General features: G+C 54.8%; 21 protein-coding genes. 7 read left to right on the top strand and 14 right to left on the bottom strand.

Annotation, left to right across the window (positions count from 1 at the left end; translation table 11 throughout):
* Positions 1 to 304: 304 nt before the first annotated feature.
* Genes gspD through gspG form a run of 5 tightly spaced genes read right to left on the bottom strand, consistent with a single transcriptional unit; the run spans position 305 to position 5,774 of the window.
* Positions 305 to 2,692, bottom strand: coding sequence for a type II secretion system secretin GspD (gspD, locus tag AAEZ10_RS02185; RefSeq protein ID WP_350567367.1), 2,388 nt, complete (start codon positions 2,690 to 2,692; stop codon positions 305 to 307).
* Complete coding sequence (gspM, locus tag AAEZ10_RS02180) at positions 2,689 to 3,237, bottom strand: type II secretion system protein GspM (protein ID WP_350567364.1); 549 nt, start codon at positions 3,235 to 3,237, stop codon at positions 2,689 to 2,691. Before gspM ends, gspD begins: the two co-directional genes overlap by 4 nt.
* Positions 3,230 to 4,351 (bottom strand): type II secretion system protein GspL, encoded by a 1,122-nt coding sequence (gene gspL / locus AAEZ10_RS02175; protein WP_282384726.1) that lies wholly within the window; start codon positions 4,349 to 4,351, stop codon positions 3,230 to 3,232. The genes gspM and gspL overlap by 8 nt, the downstream gene beginning before the upstream one ends.
* Entirely contained in the window at positions 4,348 to 5,268 is a 921-nt protein-coding gene (gspK, locus tag AAEZ10_RS02170) for a type II secretion system minor pseudopilin GspK (protein WP_350567360.1), read from the bottom strand. Before gspK ends, gspL begins: the two co-directional genes overlap by 4 nt.
* Positions 5,269 to 5,315: 47 nt before the next feature.
* Entirely contained in the window at positions 5,316 to 5,774 is a 459-nt protein-coding gene (gspG, locus tag AAEZ10_RS02165) for a type II secretion system major pseudopilin GspG (RefSeq protein WP_502947663.1), read from the bottom strand.
* A 148-nt stretch (positions 5,775 to 5,922) separates the two neighbouring features.
* Here gspG and gspI point away from each other — a divergent pair, with 148 nt between their 5' ends.
* The 3 genes from gspI to AAEZ10_RS02150 all read left to right on the top strand — a co-directional run bounded on the left by gspI (position 5,923) and on the right by AAEZ10_RS02150 (position 7,853).
* Complete coding sequence (gene gspI, locus AAEZ10_RS02160) at positions 5,923 to 6,297, top strand: type II secretion system minor pseudopilin GspI (protein ID WP_350567357.1); 375 nt, start codon at positions 5,923 to 5,925, stop codon at positions 6,295 to 6,297.
* Between the two features lie 282 nt (positions 6,298 to 6,579).
* On the top strand, positions 6,580 to 7,311 hold the full coding sequence (locus AAEZ10_RS02155; RefSeq protein WP_350567354.1) for a hypothetical protein: 732 nt from the start codon (positions 6,580 to 6,582) through the stop codon (positions 7,309 to 7,311).
* A 155-nt stretch (positions 7,312 to 7,466) separates the two neighbouring features.
* Positions 7,467 to 7,853 (top strand): hypothetical protein, encoded by a 387-nt coding sequence (locus AAEZ10_RS02150; protein ID WP_056789525.1) that lies wholly within the window; start codon positions 7,467 to 7,469, stop codon positions 7,851 to 7,853.
* 446 nt (positions 7,854 to 8,299) lie between these two features.
* On the opposite strand, the gene AAEZ10_RS02145 is transcribed toward AAEZ10_RS02150, so the two are convergent.
* Complete coding sequence (locus AAEZ10_RS02145; protein ID WP_350567350.1) at positions 8,300 to 8,659, bottom strand: DUF6124 family protein; 360 nt, start codon at positions 8,657 to 8,659, stop codon at positions 8,300 to 8,302.
* Between the two features lie 697 nt (positions 8,660 to 9,356).
* On the opposite strand from AAEZ10_RS02145, the gene AAEZ10_RS02140 reads away from it, so the two are divergent.
* Positions 9,357 to 11,078 carry a hypothetical protein gene (locus tag AAEZ10_RS02140; RefSeq protein WP_130901559.1) on the top strand — a complete coding sequence of 574 codons (1,722 nt, stop codon included), beginning with the start codon at positions 9,357 to 9,359 and terminating at the stop codon, positions 11,076 to 11,078.
* Positions 11,079 to 11,635: 557 nt separating this feature from the next.
* Complete coding sequence (locus tag AAEZ10_RS02135; RefSeq protein WP_350567347.1) at positions 11,636 to 12,406, top strand: hypothetical protein; 771 nt, start codon at positions 11,636 to 11,638, stop codon at positions 12,404 to 12,406.
* A gap of 155 nt (positions 12,407 to 12,561) precedes the next feature.
* Here AAEZ10_RS02135 and AAEZ10_RS02130 read toward each other — a convergent pair whose 3' ends face one another.
* From AAEZ10_RS02130 to AAEZ10_RS02100, 7 genes are all read right to left on the bottom strand, one after another.
* On the bottom strand, positions 12,562 to 13,479 hold the full coding sequence (locus AAEZ10_RS02130) for a pPIWI-associating nuclease domain-containing protein (protein WP_056789508.1): 918 nt from the start codon (positions 13,477 to 13,479) through the stop codon (positions 12,562 to 12,564).
* A gap of 510 nt (positions 13,480 to 13,989) precedes the next feature.
* Positions 13,990 to 15,195: a hypothetical protein gene (locus tag AAEZ10_RS02125; RefSeq protein ID WP_350567344.1), complete on the bottom strand. Its 1,206-nt coding sequence runs from the start codon at positions 15,193 to 15,195 to the stop codon at positions 13,990 to 13,992.
* 68 nt (positions 15,196 to 15,263) lie between these two features.
* Entirely contained in the window at positions 15,264 to 16,697 is a 1,434-nt protein-coding gene (locus tag AAEZ10_RS02120; protein WP_130901556.1) for a hypothetical protein, read from the bottom strand.
* A 507-nt stretch (positions 16,698 to 17,204) separates the two neighbouring features.
* Positions 17,205 to 17,948, bottom strand: coding sequence for a hypothetical protein (locus AAEZ10_RS02115; RefSeq protein WP_350567341.1), 744 nt, complete (start codon positions 17,946 to 17,948; stop codon positions 17,205 to 17,207).
* Positions 17,949 to 18,089: 141 nt separating this feature from the next.
* Positions 18,090 to 18,449, bottom strand: coding sequence for a TIR domain-containing protein (locus tag AAEZ10_RS02110; RefSeq protein ID WP_350567338.1), 360 nt, complete (start codon positions 18,447 to 18,449; stop codon positions 18,090 to 18,092).
* Positions 18,433 to 18,873: a hypothetical protein gene (locus AAEZ10_RS02105; protein WP_156388206.1), complete on the bottom strand. Its 441-nt coding sequence runs from the start codon at positions 18,871 to 18,873 to the stop codon at positions 18,433 to 18,435. The genes AAEZ10_RS02110 and AAEZ10_RS02105 overlap by 17 nt, the downstream gene beginning before the upstream one ends.
* A gap of 241 nt (positions 18,874 to 19,114) precedes the next feature.
* Positions 19,115 to 19,552 (bottom strand): type II secretion system protein N, encoded by a 438-nt coding sequence (locus tag AAEZ10_RS02100; protein ID WP_350567335.1) that lies wholly within the window; start codon positions 19,550 to 19,552, stop codon positions 19,115 to 19,117.
* Positions 19,553 to 19,672: 120 nt separating this feature from the next.
* On the opposite strand from AAEZ10_RS02100, the gene AAEZ10_RS02095 reads away from it, so the two are divergent.
* Both AAEZ10_RS02095 and AAEZ10_RS02090 read left to right on the top strand, forming a co-directional pair.
* Positions 19,673 to 20,119 (top strand): GspH/FimT family pseudopilin, encoded by a 447-nt coding sequence (locus AAEZ10_RS02095; protein WP_350567332.1) that lies wholly within the window; start codon positions 19,673 to 19,675, stop codon positions 20,117 to 20,119.
* Positions 20,116 to 20,724, top strand: a complete 609-nt coding sequence (locus AAEZ10_RS02090) for a type II secretion system protein GspJ (RefSeq protein WP_350567329.1) — start codon at positions 20,116 to 20,118, stop codon at positions 20,722 to 20,724. The genes AAEZ10_RS02095 and AAEZ10_RS02090 overlap by 4 nt, the downstream gene beginning before the upstream one ends.
* Positions 20,725 to 21,287: 563 nt before the next feature.
* Here the strand turns inward: AAEZ10_RS02090 and AAEZ10_RS02085 are convergent.
* Positions 21,288 to 22,226 carry a FecR family protein gene (locus AAEZ10_RS02085; protein WP_350567326.1) on the bottom strand — a complete coding sequence of 313 codons (939 nt, stop codon included), beginning with the start codon at positions 22,224 to 22,226 and terminating at the stop codon, positions 21,288 to 21,290.
* Positions 22,227 to 22,242 lie beyond the last annotated feature (16 nt).

Here is a 22,242-nt window from a genome sequence, read left to right as displayed (position 1 = left end):
ACCGGTTTCTCCAGGCAAATCCCGTGTACCGGTTTTACGACTGCTACGCAGCCGAGCGGGGATAAATCCCCTCGCCACCGTCATCATTCCAGTCAAAACCGAGTGCTCCCTTCAATGGGTACCGTAGCAATGAGATCCCCTGTAGCAATGCGGTCCCCTGTGGCGAGGGGATTTATCCCCGTTGGGCTGCGAAGCAGACCCAATCTTTGAGAACCGGTTTCTCCAGGAAAATCGCATGTGCCCGGTTTACGACTGCTGCGCAGCCGAGCGGGGATAAATCCCCTCGCCACCCTCATCATCTCAGTCAAAACCGGGTGCTCCGTTCAATCGGTACGGCTTTGATCGTGGCGCGTGGGCCTGATGTCGGCCCCGGCGCTGGCACGCCTTGCGCGGCGCTTGGCAACTGCGGCGCCTGCATGTCGGGCATCGCCCAGCTGCGTTCCGGCTGCAAGCCGCCCTGGGCGCGGCGCATGAAGTCGTAGCGGTTGAGGGTGATGCTGCGCCCCGCTTCGCTGTCGCGGATGATGTACGGGCGCAGGAACACCATCAGATTGGTCTTGGTGATCGCCCGGCGTTCGTTGCGAAACAGCGCGCCGATGCCCGGCAGGCTGCCCAGCCACGGCACCGCATCATTGCTCTGGCTGTAGCCGTCCTGGAGCAAGCCGCCGAGGACCATGATCTGCCCATCGTCGAGCAGAATGCTGGTGTCGATCGCGCGCTTGTTGGTGACGATGCCGGCGGCGATCACGCTGTTGGACGCGCGCTCATCGATGCTGCTGACTTCCTGATAGATATCCAGCTTCACCGTGCCACCCTCGGAAATCTGCGGGCGTACGTTGAGCTTGAGGCCGACCTCTTCGCGGGTCACGGTCTGAAACGGGTTGTTGCTGGTGCCCCCGCCGCCGGTGACGTAGCTGCCGCTGACAAACGGGATGGTCTGGCCGACAAAAATGCTCGCCGCTTCGTTGTCCAGGGTCAGCAGGTTCGGCGTCGACAGCACATTGGTGCCGCCCTTGCTCTTCAGCGCCCGCGCCAGCACTTTCAGGTCGAGAATCTTGCCGATGCCGGGGATGTCGACCGTGCCGTTGACGTAGCCAAGATTCAAACCCTGCGGCAGAACGTCGATGCTGTTCTTGGCCCCCGTGTTGAGCCCCGCGCCACCCAGGTTCGCGCCACCGATCACGCCTTTGCCGCCGAGATTGCCGGTCTGCCACTGCACACCGAATTCACTGGCATCGTCCTCGCCGACCTCGACAATCAGGCTCTCGATCACCACCTGCGCACGGCGCTGATCCAGCAGATCGATAACCTCACGCAAGTTGCGATACACCGGCTCCGGCGCAGAAATCAGCAGCGTGTTGGTGGTGGCATCGGCCTGAATCGTCACCCCGCCGGCGCTGAACGCAACATTCTGTTCGCTGCTCTGCGTACCGCCACTGCTGCTGCCGCCGCCACTGCCACTGCCCTGGGCATAACTGCCGCCGCTTGCGCCGCTGCCAGTCGAGGTCGCCGTGCCAGTGCCCGGCGTACTGCTCTGGCCATTCTGCCCGGCATTGCCGCCGGTGCCGCTGCCCATCGCGCTGAGCACCGACCGCGCCGCGTCGCTGCTGCCGCTGTCACTCTCGCCGGTGAGCAAACCGCGCAAGGCTTGCGCCAGTTTCGCCGCCTGAGCGTTGCGCAGATAAACCACATGCAGATTGCTCGGATTGCTCTGCGCGTTGTCGAGTTTGTAGATCAGGTTGCGCGCCAGCTCGGTGCGCTCGGGGCTGCCGGCGCGGATGATGATGGTGTTCGAGCGCGGGTCGCCGATCACGGCGATTTTCTGCGTCGGATCATTGCCCGGCGCGTCGAGCAAGTCGGCGACCATCGGCGCGATATCGGCAGCGATGCCGTTCTGGATCTGCACCACATCGGTGTCGATCGCGCTCGGCGTGTCGATGCTCTCGATCAACTGCGCGACGCGGGTGAGGTTCTCGGCGTAATCGGTGATGACCACGGTGTTGTTGCCGGGGTAGGCATTGATCGGATTGTTCGGCGAGACAATCGGGCGCAGCACCGGGATCAGGTTCACCGCGTTCTCGTATTGCAGACGAAACGTGCGCGTGAGCATGCCGTTGCCGGCCGGTTTGTCGGCGCTATAGATCGGCCCGCCGAGCAGTTTCGCGTCGGCCTCGGGAACCACCTGCGCCACGCCGCCGACATCGACCACGCTGAAGCCTTGCATGCGCAACGCCGCGAGCAGCATGTCGTAAGCCTGGCGGGCCGGCACCTGACCTTCCGAGACCAAGGTCAGATTGCCCTTGACCCGTGGATCGACGAGAAACTGCTGCCCGGTGGCCCGCGACAGCGCCCGCACCACCGCCTGAATATCGGCCTCGACGAAATTCAGCGTCACCGGTTGCTCGCCCAACGGATTGCGCGGGATCGCATTGCTCGGCGCAGCACCACCACTGCGCCCACGCTGGCTGATGTTATGCAACTGCTTCGGCACCGGTCGCGCCTGAGCCTGCGCCCGTTCGCGATCGGCCACCGCATCGCCGCTGCGCTGGGTGTTGGCCAGCGGCCGCCCGAGTTCGCTGTCGACCAACAGCGGCGGCTGATTCTGCGGCGCCGTGGTGCTGTTGCACGCGCTCAATGCCATCAGCAACAACGGCAGCGCCAGACGTGCCGGTTTGCAGCGTGACTCCTTCATGAAGCTTCCTTAGCGCCCTGCGCCTGATCCATGCGAACGGTGCCTGACAAAGTGCCGGCGGTGACATCGGTCGAGGTTTCGTTTGCGCGCTGCAACTGCGCCTCGACCACCTGCAGAGAAAGTTGTGACGGCTGGCTGAGCAGCCAGTCGAGTAGCGCATCGGCCGGTGCGGCGTCGACATTCAGCTGCCACGCGCCGCCCTCCGCTGCCTGTAATTGGTAATGCCCGGCCAGCCCCGCCACTTGCAGACTTTGCTCCAGCGACTGGTCAACGCTTTGCCCCTGCGGCCGCACATTGACGCTGCGCAACAGCACTTCCAGCGCCTCGGTTTGCGCGCGCAACTTGGGCGTTTCGTTCTGCCAGAAAGTGATCCTGGCCAGCGGCGGCTTGACCAGCGTCAGCCAGATCAGCAGACCGACAAGCACCAGCGCCATGCCGACGACCATGCGTTTTTCACGCAGCGCCAACGGCTGCCAACGCGCCTGCAACTGGTTGCGCAAGCGCTGCCAACGCGCACGGTAAATCGCCAGCGTCGCCCTACTCATCGTCTGCTCCGCTGTCGTCGTCTTCGTTGGTGTTTGCGCTGGATTCATCGCTCGGGCGCAGCGTCCAGCCTGCGTCATCGGCAGTGACGCTGATGCCGGCCTGGGCCAACGTGCTTTGCCAGTCCTTATCGTTGCCGCCATGGTTTGCATCGCTGAGCAAGGCCAGTTGCAAGGCGCCGTCGCGATAGGTCAGGCGCTCGACACTGCCGGCCATGAACGGCATGCCGGTGCCGGCCTGCAACACCAGTCGATTGAAGTTCTGCGCCGGGTCATCGACAGCGCCTTTTTGCCGCTGCTCGAGTTGCTGACGCGCCTGTTGCAGCGGGTTGAGAATCACCGGCAATTCCGGGAACGCCTGCTTCACCCGCTGACTCATCTGCGCCTTGAGCTGCTGGCCCTGCCGAGCTTCGCGAGCGGCGTACATATTCAGCCCGATCACCCAGACTGCCACGGCCAAAGCCACACACCCGACAGCGCGACCCCAGCCACGTTGCTCGCCGCCGGTTTGCTGCAGGCCGCCGTGCAAACCCCAACCGGGCAAGGGGCCGATCCAGCGCTGTGTCGCGTCCGCTGCGAACGATGCCTCATCAACTTCGTCACCGAGCATCGGCTCAACCTGCGCACTGTTCAAACTCTCGCGCCGGAGCAAATGCCCGTCCGCCACACAAGCGACAACACCGGGCGCCACTGGCAGGCTATACGGCGCCGGATACAAACCGCGCAAACTCAAACCCGCCTGCTTGAGCACCGCAGCCAGAACCTGCAAATGCAGCCGCGAGACCCAGGCAATCTGCACCTGCCCGCTCGCATCACGAGGGCTGTGGCCGATATGCATCTGGCTGCTGTCGCCGAGCATCAACGCCTGCGCCGCACACTGCACAGCGGCCGCCGTTTTGTTCGCGGGCAGCGGCGGCAGATCAATGCTGGCGAGCAGGCTGTCGGCCGGATGCAGAAAACACAGCAGCGGTGGTTGCTTCGGCCGTTGCCCCAACTGACCCAAAGTGAGCCGTTCCTCACGACTGACCTGCCCCTGACGATCCAGCCAGGCGCAGCTCACTTCGCTGTGCAACTCCAGCTCCGCCAGCGGCGGCAACGCAACGCGCAACTGGCTCATGCGCCCACCCGCGACCAGATCACCTGCGGCAGCCGATCCTCACTGCGGTGCAGCAAAGCGTCGAGACTGACCCGGCGCTGATCCCGCCGCGCCTCACCGCGCAAACGAAACCAGTCACTGGTGATACCGACCTTGACGCTGCTCATTTCCAGCTGCGGCATGCGCAAGCGGTTCACAAAATCGCCGCGATTGATAAACCAGCGCCCGGCGTCACGCTCGGTAATCAACGCCGTCGCCCGCTCCAGCGAAAGCCCCGGCACATACGCCGCCAGCAGCTGCGCCGTGGCGGTGTTGCCGTTGATCCACGTCGTCGCCGGAATCACCGTCACGTACGGCGCCAGTTGGCCGATCAGCGCATCGGTCACGCCTTCGACGCTGCGCAAATCATCCAGCGTGCGCAGCATCGGCACCTTCGGCGGTGACGGTTTGTGATCGGCATCGGGCGAAGTCGCGCGGCCACTGTCGAAACCGGCTTTGCCCGTCGCACCAATCTGCGCATTCAGTAGATGCGGATAACCGGCAATCACGCGCTGACGAATGCGCTGCCCGACAACGGCGCTCACACCGACCAGCTCACACAACCGCTCGAACGCCTGCACCTGCGCCTCATCGATGCGCTCATTGGCGACCAGATTGCGCAGGTTGAACTTGCCCTGCTCATCCTCCAGCCGCCCGGCAAAACCCGCCGCCAACAACGGCTGCGCCCAAGGCTGATCGCGCCGGGTCAACGGATCACGCAGGCGCGCATCCCAGAGCAACTGCCGGCTGATCTCCAGACCACCCTGCGCCAGCCAACGCCCCTGCACCCGCTGCTGATCGGCCTCCAGCGCCCGGGTCGCCACGCTCTGACGCGTCAACATCCCCGCCGCAATCACCGCCACCACGGCGGCAATCAACAACGCGCTGATAATCGCCATGCCCTGTTGCTTCGCCCCGTTGAGCGAACCTGTGTTCACGGCCGGCCTTACAACTGCCAGGAACCGATATCGGCATTCACGCCATCGCCGTCAGGCTGACCATCGGCGCCGAGGGACAAGATATCAACCTCACCGTTCGCGCCCGGGTTGAGGTACTGATAAGGCCGGCCCCACGGGTCATTCGGCAAACGCTCCAGATACGAACGCCAGTTGCTGTTCTTCGCATCCGCCGGCCGCTCGACCAGCACCTTCAGCCCCTGATTCATGCTCGGATACGTGCCGTGATCGAGGCGATACAACTTCAACGCCTGCATCAACCCGCCAATATCCTGCTTCGCCGCCGTCGCCCGCGCCTGATCCGGCCGGTCGAGCACCTTGGGCACCACCATCGCCGCCAGAATCCCCAGAATCACCACAACCACCATGATCTCGATCAAGGTAAAACCCTGCTGGTTCCGCGGCATGCGCGGCGACTGACTGAGCGTGTTCAAAGGTGCGATATCCATCTCGACATTCCCTGGCTTGATCCGAATTCGACGCGCAGTGTTGCAAGAAGATATGTCAGGGATGTTGAAAATCCTCGGGTGTTTCCGTCGTCAAGCCGTCAAGGACGGGGGTTAGCGTCGAGGGCTGGGTTTTGCTTTTAGGCCATGTATGCGCGCGCGAACGCGAGAGGAAGGATTCACCCTGATTGAAGTGCTGGTGGCACTGGCGATCATCGCCGTCGCCATGTCCGCCGCCGTGCGTGTGGCGGGGTTGATGACGCAGAGCAGTGGGGTTTTAAGGGATCGGTCGGTGGCGATGATTGCCGCGCAGAGCCGGATGGCTGAGCTACGGTTGGAAGGTCGATTGCCGAATGGGGTGAAGGCTGTTGAATGTGATCAAGGAAGATTGTTGTTGCGCTGTGAACAGGTGATCGCTAGCGCAGAGAATGGGCGACTGCTCAAGATTGGAATCCAAGTATTTGGCCGCAACCAGGATGCCCCACCACTCGCAAAACTCGAGACCCTACTGACCCGCCCCCAGTAGCTGCCGAAGGCTCGGGCCGCGATCGGACGATCTTTGGATCCTCTCTCCCGCAACCAACACAAATCCCCCTGTGGGAGCGAGCCTGCTCGCGAATGCGCAGTATCAGGCACCGAAATGGTCACATGTGCCACCGCCAGCCTTGCCGGCCAGGTTCCACAAATTTCAGCGCCCCATGACAGTATCCAATCCGGCTTCAAAATCCGGTCGCTAGTATTCAAAAATAATGATGTGATTACGGTTGAGCCAAAAGTGTTGGCCTGAGAAAACAAACTAAGGACGGCAATGAGCAAATCTACAGTCCGTTTCGCACCTTGGGTCGGCGCCCATTACGAGCGCGGCATCCACGGTCTACGCATTCTCGTGGTCTGCGAATCTCACTATGGCGCCAAAGAACATGAACGCCCGACAGCCACACCCGAGGTATTGAAGGCCCTGGCCTTGGGTCAGAAACACCCTCAAGCGACAGCTAAGCTTCGGCAACATGCACATTTCACCAAAATCATGGCTTCTATCCTGAATGCCAGGAAGCACTTTTCCAAAGCAGATAGGAGTGATTTTTGGCATAGCATTGCCTACTACAACTTCATCCAAGAGTTTTTACCCGGCATCCGCAAAGCGCCATCGGCCGCAGCTTGGGAGAAAGGCAAGCAATCGTTTACTGAAGTCTTGGAGGTGCTGGCACCAGAGTTGATCGTCTGCTTCAGCAAACGAAACGGACGTCGAGTTACTGCGCTAGCGGGCGGTATACCTGTGGCAGTGGCTAATCACCCGTCTTCGCAGTTTGCTTACTCCACGGTCAATCCCATCATCGCTAAACAGATCAAGCAGGCATTGGCGCGCAAGGCGCAACTAGCAGATTTCGCCAGTACCAGCGTTCTGTATTCACGTTGGTGCGAGGCCACAGCTTCCGCCTTGCCTACACCAGGAAAACGTCTTTCGGGTTCGGAGAGGCTTGAGCTAATTGCGAAGCGCAGAGAAGCGATGGCTGCGATCGACGAAGCTGCACTGGCGTAGGTCAGTCGACTACCCACGCCGGCCACCCCGCCTGATAGCAGCCGCCCTTCTCCCCGGCAGTTACTGAGCCAGAAGCAGACCTTCAAGCCATTGACCATATACACTCGCAAAATTGCTCAAAGTCTGATGCAACTGTTCAGGGAGAAAAGGGGTTCATGAGTCTTGATCTGCACTTGGAAGCCGATAGCGCGCTCACAATTTCAGCGCTGAAAAGCGCCCTTGAGAATGCAGGAGCTCTGGAAATAGATGTAGCGGGTGATGGCTTGTTAGCGATATTTGCCTCGGGACTCAGTGTGAGCGGCGGCGACGTAACAGCCGACTCTACGATCTATGCTGAGAATAAAAAAGGCATCGAGTTTCCTGTCGCTTTGCGTTGCACCATCAGAATAAAAGGGGCTGACGCTGAGGGACACTCGCCTATGGAGGATTTGGATAAAATCGCTGAATCAATATCGCAGTCGTGTCCCGCCTTCTTTCTAATTAGCTTTCAATTCGAACAAACCTTGTACTGGCGGGATGCGAAAGGGCTACATCGACCTTGAGATCGGTGCCTGCGCGTCCGCCATAAAAGCAGGGGAAAACGAGCTATGAGTATGAAACATGAACTTTGGTTGGAACCTGATGGTTGCCAGACTTTCTGCCTGGCCGGAGTTCACGGTGATGACGCTCGCAGTCTACTTTCAGCAAACTCCCAACTGATCTGGACAGTCGAAGCGGACAGTTACTTCGAGGCGATGACCAAATACTATTCCCTCATGGAGTGGGGTGGATACCGGACAGACTTTCCGGAGCATGATCAAATGTCCTACGCAGAGCTCGGATGGGAGGAGTAACGGGCCAAGCGATAGGATCGCGTAAAAAGGGACGGCTTTATTAAAAACAAGACCCGCCCCCCCCTTTTGTTCCCAAACCCCTGTGGGAGCGAGCCTGCTCGCGAAAGCGCCAGCCCAAGCAACAAATCAACCTGCTGCCGCCCCCGCACATCACATCACCCCGCCATCTCCAAATTATCCATCACCCGATTCACCGCCAGCTCCCCCAGCATGATCAGTTGAGCAACCCCCAACAACGCCCGCCGCTGCGGCGCCGGCAACAGACTGGAAATGTCCTGAGCAATCGTCTTCGCCGAAGCAAGCGTTTCACTAGCATCAGCCAGCAGTTCTTCATTCTTGGTATCCGCCGTCACCGCATACATCCCACGCGCCTTACGCGGCGGAGGCAGGAGATTGTTTGGCGACAGGTAATGATCGAGTGCGCGGTCAGCGGCTTCGTGGAGCTTTTTGGAATCGAGGGATTCGTAGGGAGACGTGGGATCGGTTTCGGGCGGGTTGGGTGTTGGTTTGATCATGAGTGAATCTCCAAATCATAGAAAAGGAGCCATCATCTTTTCGCTACCAAACGAAGGGGTGGTGGCCATACGAAGGTTGGTAGACCGGTGACTTGGAAAACCGGCGCGCCCGAAGACGCCCTGCGCATGGCCACCATAAAAACACAGACCCAAAAAGGACTGAATCGGGTGACGCTATGCGCCAAGTCTAAGCCGGGCTACCAAACCCGATCGCTGATTCGTCAGCGACCCGACCACAATAGAACCCGCCCCCAAGGCGCACAAGCCGGCGGATTCTGGCGCAGCTGTAGGCAAAGGCGCAAGGATGTGTAGCCTAGGAGCGTGACTGGAGATGTCTTTTTAAACATTTGTGTTTATGAGGCGCAATTGCGCCAAGGTGGGCGGACAGATGCGTCCCGTATCGGACTGTTGAGCTTATTTTTACGCATGCAAACGGCTGCTTTCGGCCATAAGCAGACTCTCAGCAGTGCTTGTTTTGGCCAGATGCGGATGCATTCAACCCTGCCCGAAATCTGAACTGGCTATGATCGAAGAACGAGCTCTGTCTCCGTGTAACCCAATCGAAGCCCGTTGATTATGATGCACTGTTGTCAATTTAATTTGAGGTGTGGTTCGCCCAATTCCGTTGCTTCGCGTTCGTTCGCATAGTTATTATCTTTCAGTAAAATAATGGTGTTGCCACGTAAGGGGAGCAAAAATGTACCACCAACCCAATATTTTTCTCATTGATACCGACGACAGTGTTTACAAATCTTTAAAAAGCAAATGGGGTAGCATTGGGGTTGGCACTCTTGGTATCCCCTACGAAGTGCCAAGTGACAGTGATTGGCGCCCGGTAGTCCAACATAAGAAACTTGTAAAATATCAAGAGTCAGACCTAGTTATCGTTGATTTGACGTCAAGAGGTCTGGCCCCTGGTGCCGATGGAGGAAAGCACACTCCCAAAGAAGAAATAGACTTGTGGGCTAAATGTGATAGTGGGTGGATTGATGCGAGGGTGCGGACAGTATTGTACGCAAAAGAAAATTTTAATCGAATTGTATCTAACGGAGGCGCTCTAATAATCTTTGCAGAACCGGATAGTCCCATGAAATTTCAGTGGGCGTCTGCCGGATATCGTGGTCTAGCAACAAGTGAAAGCATTGATGGCGGCGTATGGAATTTCATCGACCCTATGGAGGAAATAAAATTTTCCTCCGAGTCAGGTTCCGTAATCAATGTGAACGGCGACGCTCCAATAGAAAAACTATTGAAGCGTCACATGGAGGGTGCTGAGTTCAAATGTTCCTTTAAACCTCGATGGTCGAAGTATGGTAAGTGGACCCCATTGGCGACTAATAAATACGGCTCGGATGTCGCCTTAGCTGGTCAGCACGGAGACGGATTGATTTTTATTTTTCCTCAGATTTCCGATAAAGCGAGCTTTATTGCAGACCTCGTTGAGAGCGTGTTACCTGAATATTTGCCTAATTTATTTCCAGATATCGAAAAAGGAAAATGGACCCATCTACCTGAGTATGAACTTGAGCACGTTCTAGAGTTAGAGGCCAAGAAATCGCAAGTGATCGCTCAAGCTGAAAATGAACTCGACAAGATCACTCGGGAAATTGCCGCGCATCGGTCAGAGAATGGATGGCTGCATGACCTAATAACCGCTACAGGGGACGATCTGGTTATAGCCATTAAAACTGCTCTCTCCAAGCTTGGGTTTCAGCATGTTATTGATGTAGATGAACTACGAGATGCTGAAGGCAAAAGTCGACGTGAAGATTTAAGAATAGAAGACAATGAACTCACTCTAGTTATTGATATTAAAGGGGTTGGAGGTAAAGCTGGCGACGAGGATCTCATGCAGGCCAACAAGCACGCAATAATAAATATGAGGGAGTTGAAGGTCACTACAATACAAGGCCTATCAATAATCAACCAGCAAAGACATCTACCGCCGCTCTTACGAGAGAATAACGAACCGTTTCGCAAAGAGATTCTTGATTTCGCTGGGGAAACAGGGATGGGGCTAATGACCACGTTTGATTTATACCGGTTAGTAGTAAACAAACAAAGACATCGTTGGTCATCTGACTGGGTAAAGCCTTTGTTCTATAAGCTCCAGCGAATTTCACCTATACCTGAGCATTATCAGTATATTGGGAACGTATCAAAAGTCTTTAGCGACGTTTTTGGTATGCACATCCTAGAAAATAAAGTGGAGGTAGGTGATTTTTTAGCCGTAGAAGGAGATATTTATTTTGAAGAGGTAGAAATCGCATCAATCCAAGTTAACAAGTTAGACGTTCAGAACGCAAAAAAAGGTGATCCTGCGGGCTTTGAATGGCCTTCAAGTGCGATGAAGCTTCGAGAAGGGATGCGAGTGTATGCCGTGCCGAAAACTATGAAGAACATGAAAGATTCCTCTTAATCCTAGCAACCTAATTTTGGAAATGAATACTGACGCACATCTAATATCGTATGCACAGGGAATGACTGCCGTTCATCGTTAGTAAGTGCCCGGTGTTGGCCGAAAGCCCCCGATGCCGTTTAGCTAGATATATGTGATGCTATTTGGGCCCGCAGGGCATCAACGGCGAAGGACGAGGGACGCAGGCGTACTCCAGCGAAGGGGCTGCTTTTCTAGCATGATGTTAGCCGTGCTATAGGTCATATACAGTAGAACGCTTCGGGCGTGGGGTTAACTCAATGTGTATGTCTATCCGATGCCATCATGCCTCGTCTCGAATGCCATTTGGGGCGGTGCGCAGCAGAAACCAAACTCATCGATAGAGTGGCTGCTGATGGGATGGCTGGTGATTTGTGGATCTCCAGATGGCCTGTTTTGCGAGAGCCAGAGGTGGATAAATTGCAGATCTGAAGTGGATTATACATGGTGATCAATCCTTCGCGTCTGATGAAGTCATCAGCCAAGACTCATGCTGTTAATAATAAGACTAACAACCAACTAATATTTTAAGGATAAGCATGGCTAATGGGAGTTGGGTGGATCATCCCGTATATGTGGCGGGAGTTTCGGTAGCAGGAACTATTGCTATATGTATTGCGTTGTATAAAGAGGTTTTGCTGCCAGCTCAAATGGCAGCGAGTGACTACAAGGTTAGCGAGCTTGAAAGACAGCTTAAAGATGTTAAAGCACAGAAGCTGATAGCAGAGCAAGTCGCCGAAAAAAATATAGTTACCAGCTCGTCTGAAAAAAGACAGCTGTCGGATGAGTTGAAATCCGTTAAGGCGATGTTGGAAAAAACAAAACTTGAGTTTTCAAGTTTCAAACTAGGGAATCTATTTTTTGAGGGCGGGGTATATCCATCTTCGTTTGATAAGGTCAAGATTGGACAGCCAATCAGCATCGTTGAAAAAGTCTTTGCGGGCACTCTCATAAAAAAAGAAGATGGATTTGTTAATCTGGATGTGGATCATCCTCTCTTTGGGAGTGTCGTTTATTATTATAGTGATGAAGCTCCACAAAACATCTATCAAGTTATGTACATGACTCGATCTGGTTTTGGAGAAAGTGTAGAGGCGAATTATCTTCAGGCCCAGCTGGAGAAGGCATTTGGCGAGCCAATACAAATGGCGGAAGATAAATTCTATTGGAAGGTCAAAGGCAAGTTCAACATTTTTAAAGATGATGACTCTTTCCTAATTACCACCGGGGATAATCTTCCGGGCGGGTGGGACAGAATAGTACGAAAATATTGGAAATCAATTGATGTACAGAAAGAAACCACGAAGTAAAAGAGTATAACTTTTTGCGAATGAGGAGGTAGCCAGAATAAGCATAAAAAATAGATGGCCTTCTGGCTACTTTCTGCCGATGGCTGCCGGTTGCCACCGGCAGGTAGCTATGGCTCCATAACAGTCGTCCGTGTGGTATAGATAAATAACTGAGTCTAGAAGTCTGACCGCATGTCAGTGGCGTCGAGAGGCTCGGGATCCTGAAGGGTATCTGCTGCAGGGGCGCTCCATTCATCCTCATGATCGTGCCAGTCTCGCGTATCTACCATCAACGAGTCTTCGACGAACTCAAGCGCCTCAGGATCTGGATTTGCCGCTTCACAAGTCAATTCGCAGGTGTATTCGAAGGATTCATCCAGTTCGGCTCCGTCGCCCCTTCTGAGATCAGAGTTGGAACCCCACTGGAGTGTCACGCCTAGGCTACCGCTTACTTTGATATGAACGGTCTGCGAAGTGATACAGGTAACCTCATGCGAATCCACGTAGATTTGCTCGAGAGAATAGTGCGTAGCTAGCTCATCTACAGCGTCCAAGCTTTCTCCGACTATCTGCTGGACTGTTGCATCACTGATCGCACTTGATAACCGATCTCCAACCGCGGCTCTGCACTCCTGAATGCATACCATAAGAACGGCCACGGCTTCGGTTGTTTCCAGTGCGAGGTGCTTGATGTCGTCGTCTTCCAACTGGAAAACTTCCGGTGTGATGTGAACGTACTCGTTCAAACGGATTACGGCATCCCGAAATTCACTGAACTCCTGAGCGAAGTCAAGCCGCAGCTTTGTCCGCACGTAGTGATTGGAAAGTCCGCCCTGCGTTGCATAAACACACCGCTCGACTCGCGTTACCTGCGGGACAACGCCTTCTGGCTTTTGCTGCCACCATATGCACTTTCTCACTTCAGCATCTGGAGCAAGGCGCTTCAGCGTGTGCCCCACCAGCTCACGCATAGCGAAGGCGAAGTTATGAAAACGCAGCTTGTTTCTGCGGTCCTCGAGGTTCAATGTCGCGGCTTCATACAGCTCACGCTCGAACTGAGCATCTCCGATTAGCTGCAAAATCCTATCGTCCATGCTCTTCTCCATGTCGGCGACTATTTAGGATCATCTCTCAGAGTTGGGATAGAAGTCACCTGAAAGCTAACTAGAGGGATGTTGACGCTCCATTCGGGCCACCCCGGTTAGTAACCAGCGGCAGCCTTGGGTCGCTTGCGGCCCTCCGCCGCAGGCAGCAACCGGCCAGGCGACGGTCTCGAATGGCTGTTCCTGGCCGTTAGTTGCCACACAAGGTCAACCGCTTTCGGCCAAGAGCTGCCGCCCCCATGGTCTTTTCCAGCCCTAAACGCTGTCGCCAGTTGCTGCCGAACGTATGGCACACCTACTGGCATGGGCCGCACACCATATGGATGGCAACCCGATTCCTGTATGCGGCTCTTTCTATGAGAGCTGGCCTCCTGACGCAGCTGAAACAAGGTAATTCCCGCCTGCTTTCGGCCAGTAGCGAACGTTCCTGAGAGGCTGTTTACGGCCAGAAGCAGTCTGCCAGCGAGAGCAGAAAGAAGCCACTAGTGACACCCTTTAAAACTACTTTGGCTCATAATAAATGCTGTCGAGCAACGCTGACCGGTTATCCCAAATTCTCGCAGCAAGCGTCGTTCGAGGTCTTGGCGCTAGCCACCAAGGACTATTCTGCATCGGCACAACGATACGCTCCCAATAATTTCCTAAGCCTAGCGTTGTGTGAGCTACACCAAATGCATCGCATATGCCGCGTTTGTTAGCATCGTTGACGCCCACGAAGAAATCCGGACGTTTCATTACCAAGAGACGAGAGGCCGTTGCTATCCCGCCCTTGTGAGTTTTGTTGCGGAAAGCGAGGTCGAAATCCTGGCAGAAGGAGTCATAGTTACCCTCAGAAATTGCTCCGTCGACAGGAATATTGTCCAGTGCTTTGGAAAGCAATTGAGGAGACTCATTGACCAAGTTTTTGAAGTCCCCTTGACCAGACATTCTTCCGAACCAAGCCCAATCCATACTATCGAGTCCTCGCTCGTTAGCCGCATAAGTCCCAGCAATAGCTTTGCGTTCGGGGCGAGGCATAGCGTCAAATGAGTCGTGTTTCAAAAACAATGTAGCTGCGCGTTCCAGAACGGCAAGCCGACCCTGCAGATTGTGATGGTCGTCGTTTTTGACGTCATCGACGAAACTCGACCATGTGATGGCTAAAGGTGAAGTTTTCGCGCCGGCACGTGGCCTGCAAAAGTTATGGAATTTATTTAAGTCATTAAGTTTTTCTTTATTTACAAAGTACTGAGCCTCATAGGCAAACAGAAATTCATCCTCAAGGATATCGTCAGCAACAGACCATTGCGATTCGATAAAATTCTTTAGGTCGAGAAAAATAGAGTTTTCTTCGCCGCCTTTGAGTAACACACTAACCTCAATGTTTTTTCCTCCGAAGGCACCTCCTGTCAGATTATGGCTTCCAACGACCGCTGCGTACCCGTCAGACATTTCAAAAAAATAAAGTTTTGGATGAAAAAGACGTCCGCTTGGAGGTAGGCAGCGCGCACCTTTGCACTTGCTAAAGCGACGCAGCACTGCCGGATCCGTCTGATACATGTGTGTACCAATTATGACCTTTCCGAGCTTCTTTTTTGCATCCAGCATGGATTCGACAATTTCGTTCGCACCAGCCCATGCAACTGCTACCGCATATCGATTGCATGTTTTAACTAATCGTTTGAGAGCACTAGTGGCTTCCCGCTCAGTGAGCATGCTCACTTTCACTTTAAATTCCTTCTATCTAGTATTTACGGAAGATGTAACTAAGGAATCACCGAGCAACGTAAATAAAGCTACCGACAGCAGCATGTGCAATAACGGCCGCAATTTGGAGTTGAAGTTCTGGAAAGGGAAAACCACCTGTTTCGTCTTTCGCCGTGGCCACACAAGCATCTCCGTCGCTCGTCAGTTCGGGAAATCCTCCAACCTAATCTTAGGGCCTCATCGATGGTGTCGGTCGACGGTATTTGAGAATAGCAGCCTTCATGAGTTGAAAATACCATATATCGGTGATCATTGGTGTGAGCGCCTGGCGCAGGAATCGAGTTAAGTGTTACTCGACCTCCGTGGTGAGGTGCCACAATTCCGCTCAGGTCTTGTTTGTACCGTGAGGCGATAGAAGTGTAATCGGCATCTCCACAGAGTAGCACGCGTCTGTAGTAGGGACTTTGGGAGTTTTCCACCAACATGCCCAAAGCTAAATTGTTGCGCAAGTACTTCGGATCGTGTGTACCAAGAACCGGATTGCAGGCAAATAATACGCAAGCACCCCAATGAACCTGTGTTCTGGCAGAGGGCCAGAATTTCAATGCGCGACTGCCGTCGTGGAGAATTTGATTTTGCAACTCAAATAGAAGGTGTGCATGGCTGATACCCAGCTTCATGCTTTCGGACGGCCGTCGCATTACCCACGGACGATCTAGTACGCCGGGCCGATACGTAACGTGTGTCTTCCAGAAGCCGCGTGCGTCTCTCGTAGCGCGACCAGATTGATAAGCATATCCCCAGTGATCCCAATCTAAATGCGAAAGGAAGACTGGAGCAGGGTTGGCTGGATCATCGCCGGCCAACGGGTCGAAGGCCAGGCAATTTGGAGCCGACCTGCGTTTAGCGTTTATGGGCCATCCGAAATCAAAGAACGCTTTAGGTTTGCAATCCTCACCGATAATGGCGCACATGTTGGCCTGACCGACGTCGTAAACTACAACGAACAAATCGTCTTTCGGTTGAACTCCTAAATTATCGAATGCCACACTTGGATGATGTCGACACTCGGTAACTCGCTTTAGCGCCTTAAGATCTTTTTTGTCAGGTGGCGATGAATTGATCTTCACGTAGAGGACTGTCGGAGTAAATTCCTGCCCATCTTGAGAAAACTCAAGTGCTGTAGCCTCATAGAAACCCTCGCTAGCCTCTGGATCGTCTGAGACAATGAGAGAGCACCAGCCACCGTTTCCCACAGCCTGTTGAAAATCGGCAATGGGGATTTCTGCTTCCATCAACAGGAAACTCAATGCCATGTCTGGAGCGTTAAGGATTTCTTGGGAGCTGGCGCGGCGTAAGAAAGGCAGAAGCTGCATAGGTATAGCGTCGAAAGTCACTGTGCAGAAACTGGCCTCAGCCGGATCAATGCCCTCGTCGCGCACTTCTATGGCGCTCAAATACTCGACGTTACCGAAATGCGGTGTCGTTGCGACGTGCTTACTCAGTGGTTTTGACTCGCTCACGGGGGCAGTCCATTGCTCGGAAAGAGATGCATAGTATCATGGCGCCATTACGGGCAGTCATTGATATGCCTCCTAGCCCCCCTTGGATTTTTCAAGTTGCAGCTCCTCGATTGGATTTTTGCCAGCCCAACTCAGTCTGGCATGTCTTCAGTCCATCAATGAGGGCAAAATGTGGTGCCAAGGGTTCAAGCACAGATGCCATCTCAGAGAATGCCTAAGCTCTTGAGGTGAGTGCTATGACACTGAATGGAAGATCGGCGACAAACCCATTTCTCGTGATTCTGCCTGTAGGACTTATAGGCGTCTCATCCAGACGTATCTTCCTCGCAGACAAATCTCGGGGAGACCATGGAAAAGACTGACTGGCAGCTCTGGGTCGGCTGCTGCCTGTGAGTGAAGGCGAATTCGTAAAGTCTTCGAATGGCAGGCTTCATGGACCATGGAAATGTCGCCTGGTTTAGCTGCAACTCACGCCCAGCATTTAGTAATGGAGGTAGGAAGCGTTATCTAGCGCGTTGCCGCTTTGTCGGATTCGAGACGTTCTTTTTTGAGTTCTATGGCCAATTCAGTGAGCGCGATCATACGATCATATTGCACAAGCATCATTTGCACATAGCCACACATGAAGAAGAAAAAGACATTTGCCACTGCTACGGCAAATACCCAATCCATACGTGCGCTGATGCCTGCGCCGTCGAGAGTTTTAATGAGTGTCGAAATGCCGATAAATAGGGCAAGGAAGCCAGGGAAAATCCCAACTTTTTCCAATGCGCCGACTAACATGTAGGTGCGCTTTTCGAATCCGTTGCGCTCGCTTTTGAGTTCCAGTGCGCCAAGTTTTAGAGTCTCACGAGAAAGTGCTGAGAGTTCGGGCAAATACTGTGCGTCGATTTGCATTACCGTTTTAACGCTCCACTCCAAAAGGCTGGCAAACGGAGCAGAAATCACTTTTTTTAACGAATGGCGGTACAGCAACACACCCACAAAAGGGTAGAGGAACAAGGCCAGATAAGACATGGCAATCAGCACCCAGCTTACGTTGAACATCCAGTGGGCGACGATGGATTTGCCAAGGATTGCCAGTAATACCGCCACAACTGACGGGCTTATCATAGCGGACCAAAAATATAGGGTTTCAATACGATAGTTTCTATTGGTCTTGCGTTGGTTGCGACTGATTCGCACGGTTTGCTTGTAGGCTTGCTTGATCTGAGCCTTGCTTCGGATATACTTTTCGCTCTCGGTTGTCATAAAATTCCTTCGGAATATGATGATGCAGAGGCAAGCATCGCAGGAATAACCGGTCGATTGAAATGCTGTGCTCGGGATGACCTGGTGAACGTCCGAATGTGCCCGTTAGCGGTCTCGTCTGACCGGCTGCATGCCGCTGTTCTAGCTGTTTAGCGCGACTATCAACTGTTGTTTGGTTGGCATAATGTTATGAATCTTAATTGATTTCACTGGAATTCCACAGCTTTTGGCCAATTTAATCTCCCATTGAACCCATTGGGATTTTTCAACCGATGCCGTTTCCAGTAGCAGTAATAGGGTTGAGTTCTGTAATTCGGATTTTACGCGAGCCTGTTTCATTGGGGAATTATTATGGATAAGATCAATAAAAGGTTTCCCTAGTGAAGAGATCGTGTGCAGTAATGATGCTAAGGATTCCATATTTATGATCGAATCTCGAGTCGTGTAGCTGACAAATATCTTGTTGTCTTTATTTAAGCATGAATTATGCGATTTTTTCATAAAGAACTGCCCCAAAGCAAAGTGTCAATGCGTAGAAATATAGACTCATTGATCGATTGAAAAATGCGCTTGCCCAAGAGTTTTCAAGTTTTGAAACATGCTCTTGCTTGTTTGAATTTCGAGTTCTTATTTGATCGACAAGCTTGTTTATTTTCTGTCTATTAGCTCTTTGGTAGTAGTATGCATTAGCATCGCACAGCCAAAAACCAAAGCTTATAGCGGCGCATATGTTAGAAATCGAACTCCAACTTGTGGATGTCTCGAATTTGAGTAGCGCCGCGATAATGATTCCAATTACGCCAACGCAAAGTTTTTTATATTCAAAGCATTGATTGCTTATTTGTAAAGTGGCCTCATGAAGCTGCTCAATTGATGACCAGTCAAGTTCGTCTTCGTGGCATTTTTTGTATTCGTCTCTTTCCATTATGCGAGCCTTGAATTTTTTCGACGGAATCGTAATTGCGACTAATGAAGGATATCGATTTATGATTGCAGAAACGCATATGCCAAGCAATCAAGAAAGAGGCAAGCTTGAGTAATCTTGAGTTCGCCGAAAGAAAAAGGGCGCAACTGTCTGCTTTTGGCCGATAACGGACAACCACAATTGTTGGCTTTTGGGTAAAAGCAAACGCCCAGACCTCGGGAGTTCTCCCTTTTTCGCCGCTCTACAATTCCGGCCGGATCAGCCTCGGCAACTCCACCCCCTCCCCCAACTTCTCCACCCCCAACCGCACCCTCTCCCCCCCTCGCTCAATCACCACCCCATCCCCCTCAACCTCCACCAACCTCACTCCAACCCCAACCTTCTCCCCCACCAAAAAACTCCTCGGCGCGCCATCATTCAAACTCAATATCGCCACCGTCCCACTCCCGCCCGCGATCACCCCGCTCACCTTGATATCCACCGGCGCGGTCTCATTGGAAAACCACTGCAACGCCGGGCTGTCACTCCTCGCCGCCAGCACTTGCGGGGTGGCTGCGGGTGTGTGGGATTCCGCGGAGGTCAGCAGCAGCGACGACCACGTCGCGACGCCCACCAGGGCGGTGAGCAGTGCCAGGGCCTGGACGGTTTGCGCCGGGGTAATCCGTGCGGTGAGTTTCATGGGTTGTCGCTCCTTGTTGTCCCTGTTGCCAGCCTACGCGGCAATTCTCTCCGTTTTATTTCACATGTCTTACATGTTCGCCGGGCACGATGGGGTGGGACGCCAAGGAGCGCGTGGGTGATGAGCAGGCAGCAGGGTTTTACGTTGATCGAGTTGATGGTGGTGCTGGTGATCATCGGGATTGCCAGTGCCGCGATCAGCCTGAGTATCAGGCCCGATCCGTTGCAGTTGTTGCGCAAGGATGCCGAGCGGGTTGCGCAGTTGTTGCAGGTGGCGCAGGCGGAGGCTCGCGCGGATGGGCGGCCGATTGTGTGGGTGACGGATGCCAAGGGGTTTCGTTTTGGTCGGCGTGGTGAGGGTGGCGTGGGGTTTGAGTCGTTCAAGGAGGATGCGCAGTTGCGCCCGCGTGCGTGGCAGAGCCCGAAGGTGGAGGTGCGTGTGGAGCCCCGGCAGACGGTGGTGCTGAATGCCGAGTGGATCAATCCGCCGTTGCGGCTGATTTTGTCTGATGGGGCCAATCGGCTGAGTGTGCTGCGCGATGGCAGTGGGCGGATCAGTATTCAATGAAGACTCAGCAAGGGTTCACTCTGATAGAGGTGATGGTCGCGATTCTGCTGATGGCGGTGGTGAGTCTGATTGCCTGGCGCGGGCTGGACAGTGTGACGGGAGCGGACAGTCATTTGCAGGCGAGCAGTGAGCAGAGCGATGGGTTGTTGCGGGTGTTGAATCAGTTGCAGCGCGATGTGGACATGCGCGCGGGGGTGGAGTTGAGCGAGCCGCGCAAGGTCGGGGCTGAGGATGAGGCGCCGACTGCGCCGCCAGCGGTGACGGTGCGCAGTAGTGACAGCAAGGCGTTTCGGCTGGACATTATTCGTAGCGCGGCGGATCAGCCGGGAGCGTTGCAGCGGGTTCGGTGGTGGGTCAAGGGGGATACGTTGTATCGGGCGGTGGCTGAGGCGCGCAGTCGCTATCCGTTGCCGGCGCCTGGGAATGGGGTTGCGGTGTTGAGTGAGGTGAGTGATGTGCAGGTGCGGGTTTGGGAGGTGGATAAGGGGTGGCGGCAGTTGAGTGGGAATCGGCGGGAGGATCCGTTGGGATTGGAGATTCGTTTGAGTCGGCAGACGGCGCAGGGGGTTGAGCGGTATCGGCAGGTGATTGGGTTGTTGCAATAGCCGGGATCACCGCGGCTTTTTTGTAGGAGTGAGCCTGCTCGTGATTGCGGTGGGTCAGTCAGCATTGTTGTTACTGGTAGACCGCTTTCGCGAGCAAGCTCGCTCCCACAATTGGGTTGGGGCGGTCAGTTGCAGGTTGGGTGGCTGTTAGGCCGTTATCGCTGGCAAGCCAGCTCCGACAGGGATCGAGTGCGACCGGAAGATATTGGTCGGATGGTAGACCGCTTTCGCGAGCAGGCTCGCTCCCACAATTGAATTGGGGGCGGTCTGTTAGGCCGTCATCGCTGGCAAGCCAGCTCCCACAGGGTTCGAGTGCGACCGGAAGATTTTGGCCAGTTGGGCAACCGCATTCGCGAGCAGGCTCGCTCCCACAGAAAGCAAAAGCAAGATCAGAAGATCGCGGCCTTCGGCAGCTCCTACATTTGGATTGGGTGCAGGCAGTTGGGGATTGGGAGGCTGTGAGGCCGTCATCGCTGGCAAGCCAGCTCCCACAGAAAGCAAAAGCAAGATCAAAAGATCGCAGCCTTCGGCAGCTCCTACATTTGGATTGCGCTGGGCTTTGGTTAGCTGAGCACTACGACGCCACCGGGCAGTTCGGTGCATTTGACGCCGTAGGCGTCGCGGATCAGCAAGGCGACGCCGGCGAGTTGGTCGAGGTTGAAGCGGGCCTGGACGCGGCGTTGGCCGAGTTCGCGGTTGAGCAGCAGGAGCATGCCGGGGCGGTAGCGGTTGATTTCGTCGATCATCTGGCTGAGGGTCGCGCCGTTGAACACCAGCACTTGCTGGCGCCAGTTCATCACGGCGGCGGTGTCGACGGTTTGTACGTTGCCGATTTGCCGTGCGTCGTAGGTGACTTGCTGGCCGGCTTCGAGGCGCAGGTTGCGGCCTTCGAGGGCGACGTCGACCGCGCCGTCGAGGCAGGTCACGCAGACTTGCTGGTCGGTGTTGCGCAGGTTGAAGCGGGCATGGCTGGCGCGCAACCACCCTGCTCCGGCCTGCATCGCCAGTGGCAGGCGTGCGGTCTGCACTTCAACTTCGCCGCTGAGCAGTTCGAAGCCCTGCACGCCGTTTTCGACGCTGCGCTGGTTGATGCGGGTTTGGGTGTTGAGTTCGAGGCTGACGCCTTGCACCGGTTCGACCCGGCGCTGCTGGCCGACTTCAGTGATGTAGTCAGCGCCCAGTCCTTCGAAACCACCGGGAATGGTGCCGCGCACCAGCAGGAATGCGGCTGACGCGGCAATCGCACCGCCGAGAAATGCCCGTCGACCGAAGCTGCGTCGGCCCTGCACGGCTTCGGCGGCCGGTTGCAGGTGATGCCAGAGCTGCTTGGCTTCTTCGAACGCCCGGGCATGTTCGCCGCTTTGCGCGCACCATTCGCGCAGGGCGCGGGCGTCGGCGACGGTGGCGCGGCCCGAGGTCAGCAGGATCAGCCAATCTTGGGCTTCGCTGTGCAGAGACTCGGTGGCCGAAGGCTCGGCGGGTTTCAGTCGAAAGATGTTCAAACGCGCAAATTCTCAA

It is taken from the genome of Pseudomonas sp. H26/SER47-MNA-CIBAN-0231, from assembly GCF_040310465.1.
Lineage (GTDB): Bacteria > Pseudomonadota > Gammaproteobacteria > Pseudomonadales > Pseudomonadaceae > Aquipseudomonas > Aquipseudomonas atacamensis.
The sequence above is the reverse complement of the archived record's forward strand: the minus strand, read 5'-3'. Positions and strand labels throughout refer to the sequence as shown.

What these genes read in the sequence shown, in the direction of transcription:
- gspK (WP_350567360.1), bottom strand. Translation starts at nt 5,268, where the DNA reads ATGGCGATTATCAGCGCGTTGTTGATTGCCGCCGTGGTGGCGGTGATT.
- gspL (WP_282384726.1), bottom strand. Translation starts at nt 4,351, where the DNA reads ATGAGCCAGTTGCGCGTTGCGTTGCCGCCGCTGGCGGAGCTGGAGTTG.
- AAEZ10_RS02115 (WP_350567341.1), bottom strand. Translation starts at nt 17,948, where the DNA reads ATGACAACCGAGAGCGAAAAGTATATCCGAAGCAAGGCTCAGATCAAG.
- gspG (WP_502947663.1), bottom strand. Translation starts at nt 5,774, where the DNA reads ATGGATATCGCACCTTTGAACACGCTCAGTCAGTCGCCGCGCATGCCG.
- AAEZ10_RS02105 (WP_156388206.1), bottom strand. Translation starts at nt 18,873, where the DNA reads ATGGAAAGAGACGAATACAAAAAATGCCACGAAGACGAACTTGACTGG.
- AAEZ10_RS02150 (WP_056789525.1), top strand. Translation starts at nt 7,467, where the DNA reads ATGAGTCTTGATCTGCACTTGGAAGCCGATAGCGCGCTCACAATTTCA.
- AAEZ10_RS02090 (WP_350567329.1), top strand. Translation starts at nt 20,116, where the DNA reads ATGAAGACTCAGCAAGGGTTCACTCTGATAGAGGTGATGGTCGCGATT.
- AAEZ10_RS02140 (WP_130901559.1), top strand. Translation starts at nt 9,357, where the DNA reads ATGTACCACCAACCCAATATTTTTCTCATTGATACCGACGACAGTGTT.
- AAEZ10_RS02145 (WP_350567350.1), bottom strand. Translation starts at nt 8,659, where the DNA reads ATGATCAAACCAACACCCAACCCGCCCGAAACCGATCCCACGTCTCCC.
- AAEZ10_RS02135 (WP_350567347.1), top strand. Translation starts at nt 11,636, where the DNA reads ATGGCTAATGGGAGTTGGGTGGATCATCCCGTATATGTGGCGGGAGTT.
- gspM (WP_350567364.1), bottom strand. Translation starts at nt 3,237, where the DNA reads ATGAGTAGGGCGACGCTGGCGATTTACCGTGCGCGTTGGCAGCGCTTG.
- gspI (WP_350567357.1), top strand. Translation starts at nt 5,923, where the DNA reads ATGCGCGCGCGAACGCGAGAGGAAGGATTCACCCTGATTGAAGTGCTG.
- AAEZ10_RS02095 (WP_350567332.1), top strand. Translation starts at nt 19,673, where the DNA reads ATGAGCAGGCAGCAGGGTTTTACGTTGATCGAGTTGATGGTGGTGCTG.
- AAEZ10_RS02100 (WP_350567335.1), bottom strand. Translation starts at nt 19,552, where the DNA reads ATGAAACTCACCGCACGGATTACCCCGGCGCAAACCGTCCAGGCCCTG.
- AAEZ10_RS02110 (WP_350567338.1), bottom strand. Translation starts at nt 18,449, where the DNA reads ATGAAAAAATCGCATAATTCATGCTTAAATAAAGACAACAAGATATTT.
- gspD (WP_350567367.1), bottom strand. Translation starts at nt 2,692, where the DNA reads ATGAAGGAGTCACGCTGCAAACCGGCACGTCTGGCGCTGCCGTTGTTG.
- AAEZ10_RS02130 (WP_056789508.1), bottom strand. Translation starts at nt 13,479, where the DNA reads ATGGACGATAGGATTTTGCAGCTAATCGGAGATGCTCAGTTCGAGCGT.
- AAEZ10_RS02155 (WP_350567354.1), top strand. Translation starts at nt 6,580, where the DNA reads ATGAGCAAATCTACAGTCCGTTTCGCACCTTGGGTCGGCGCCCATTAC.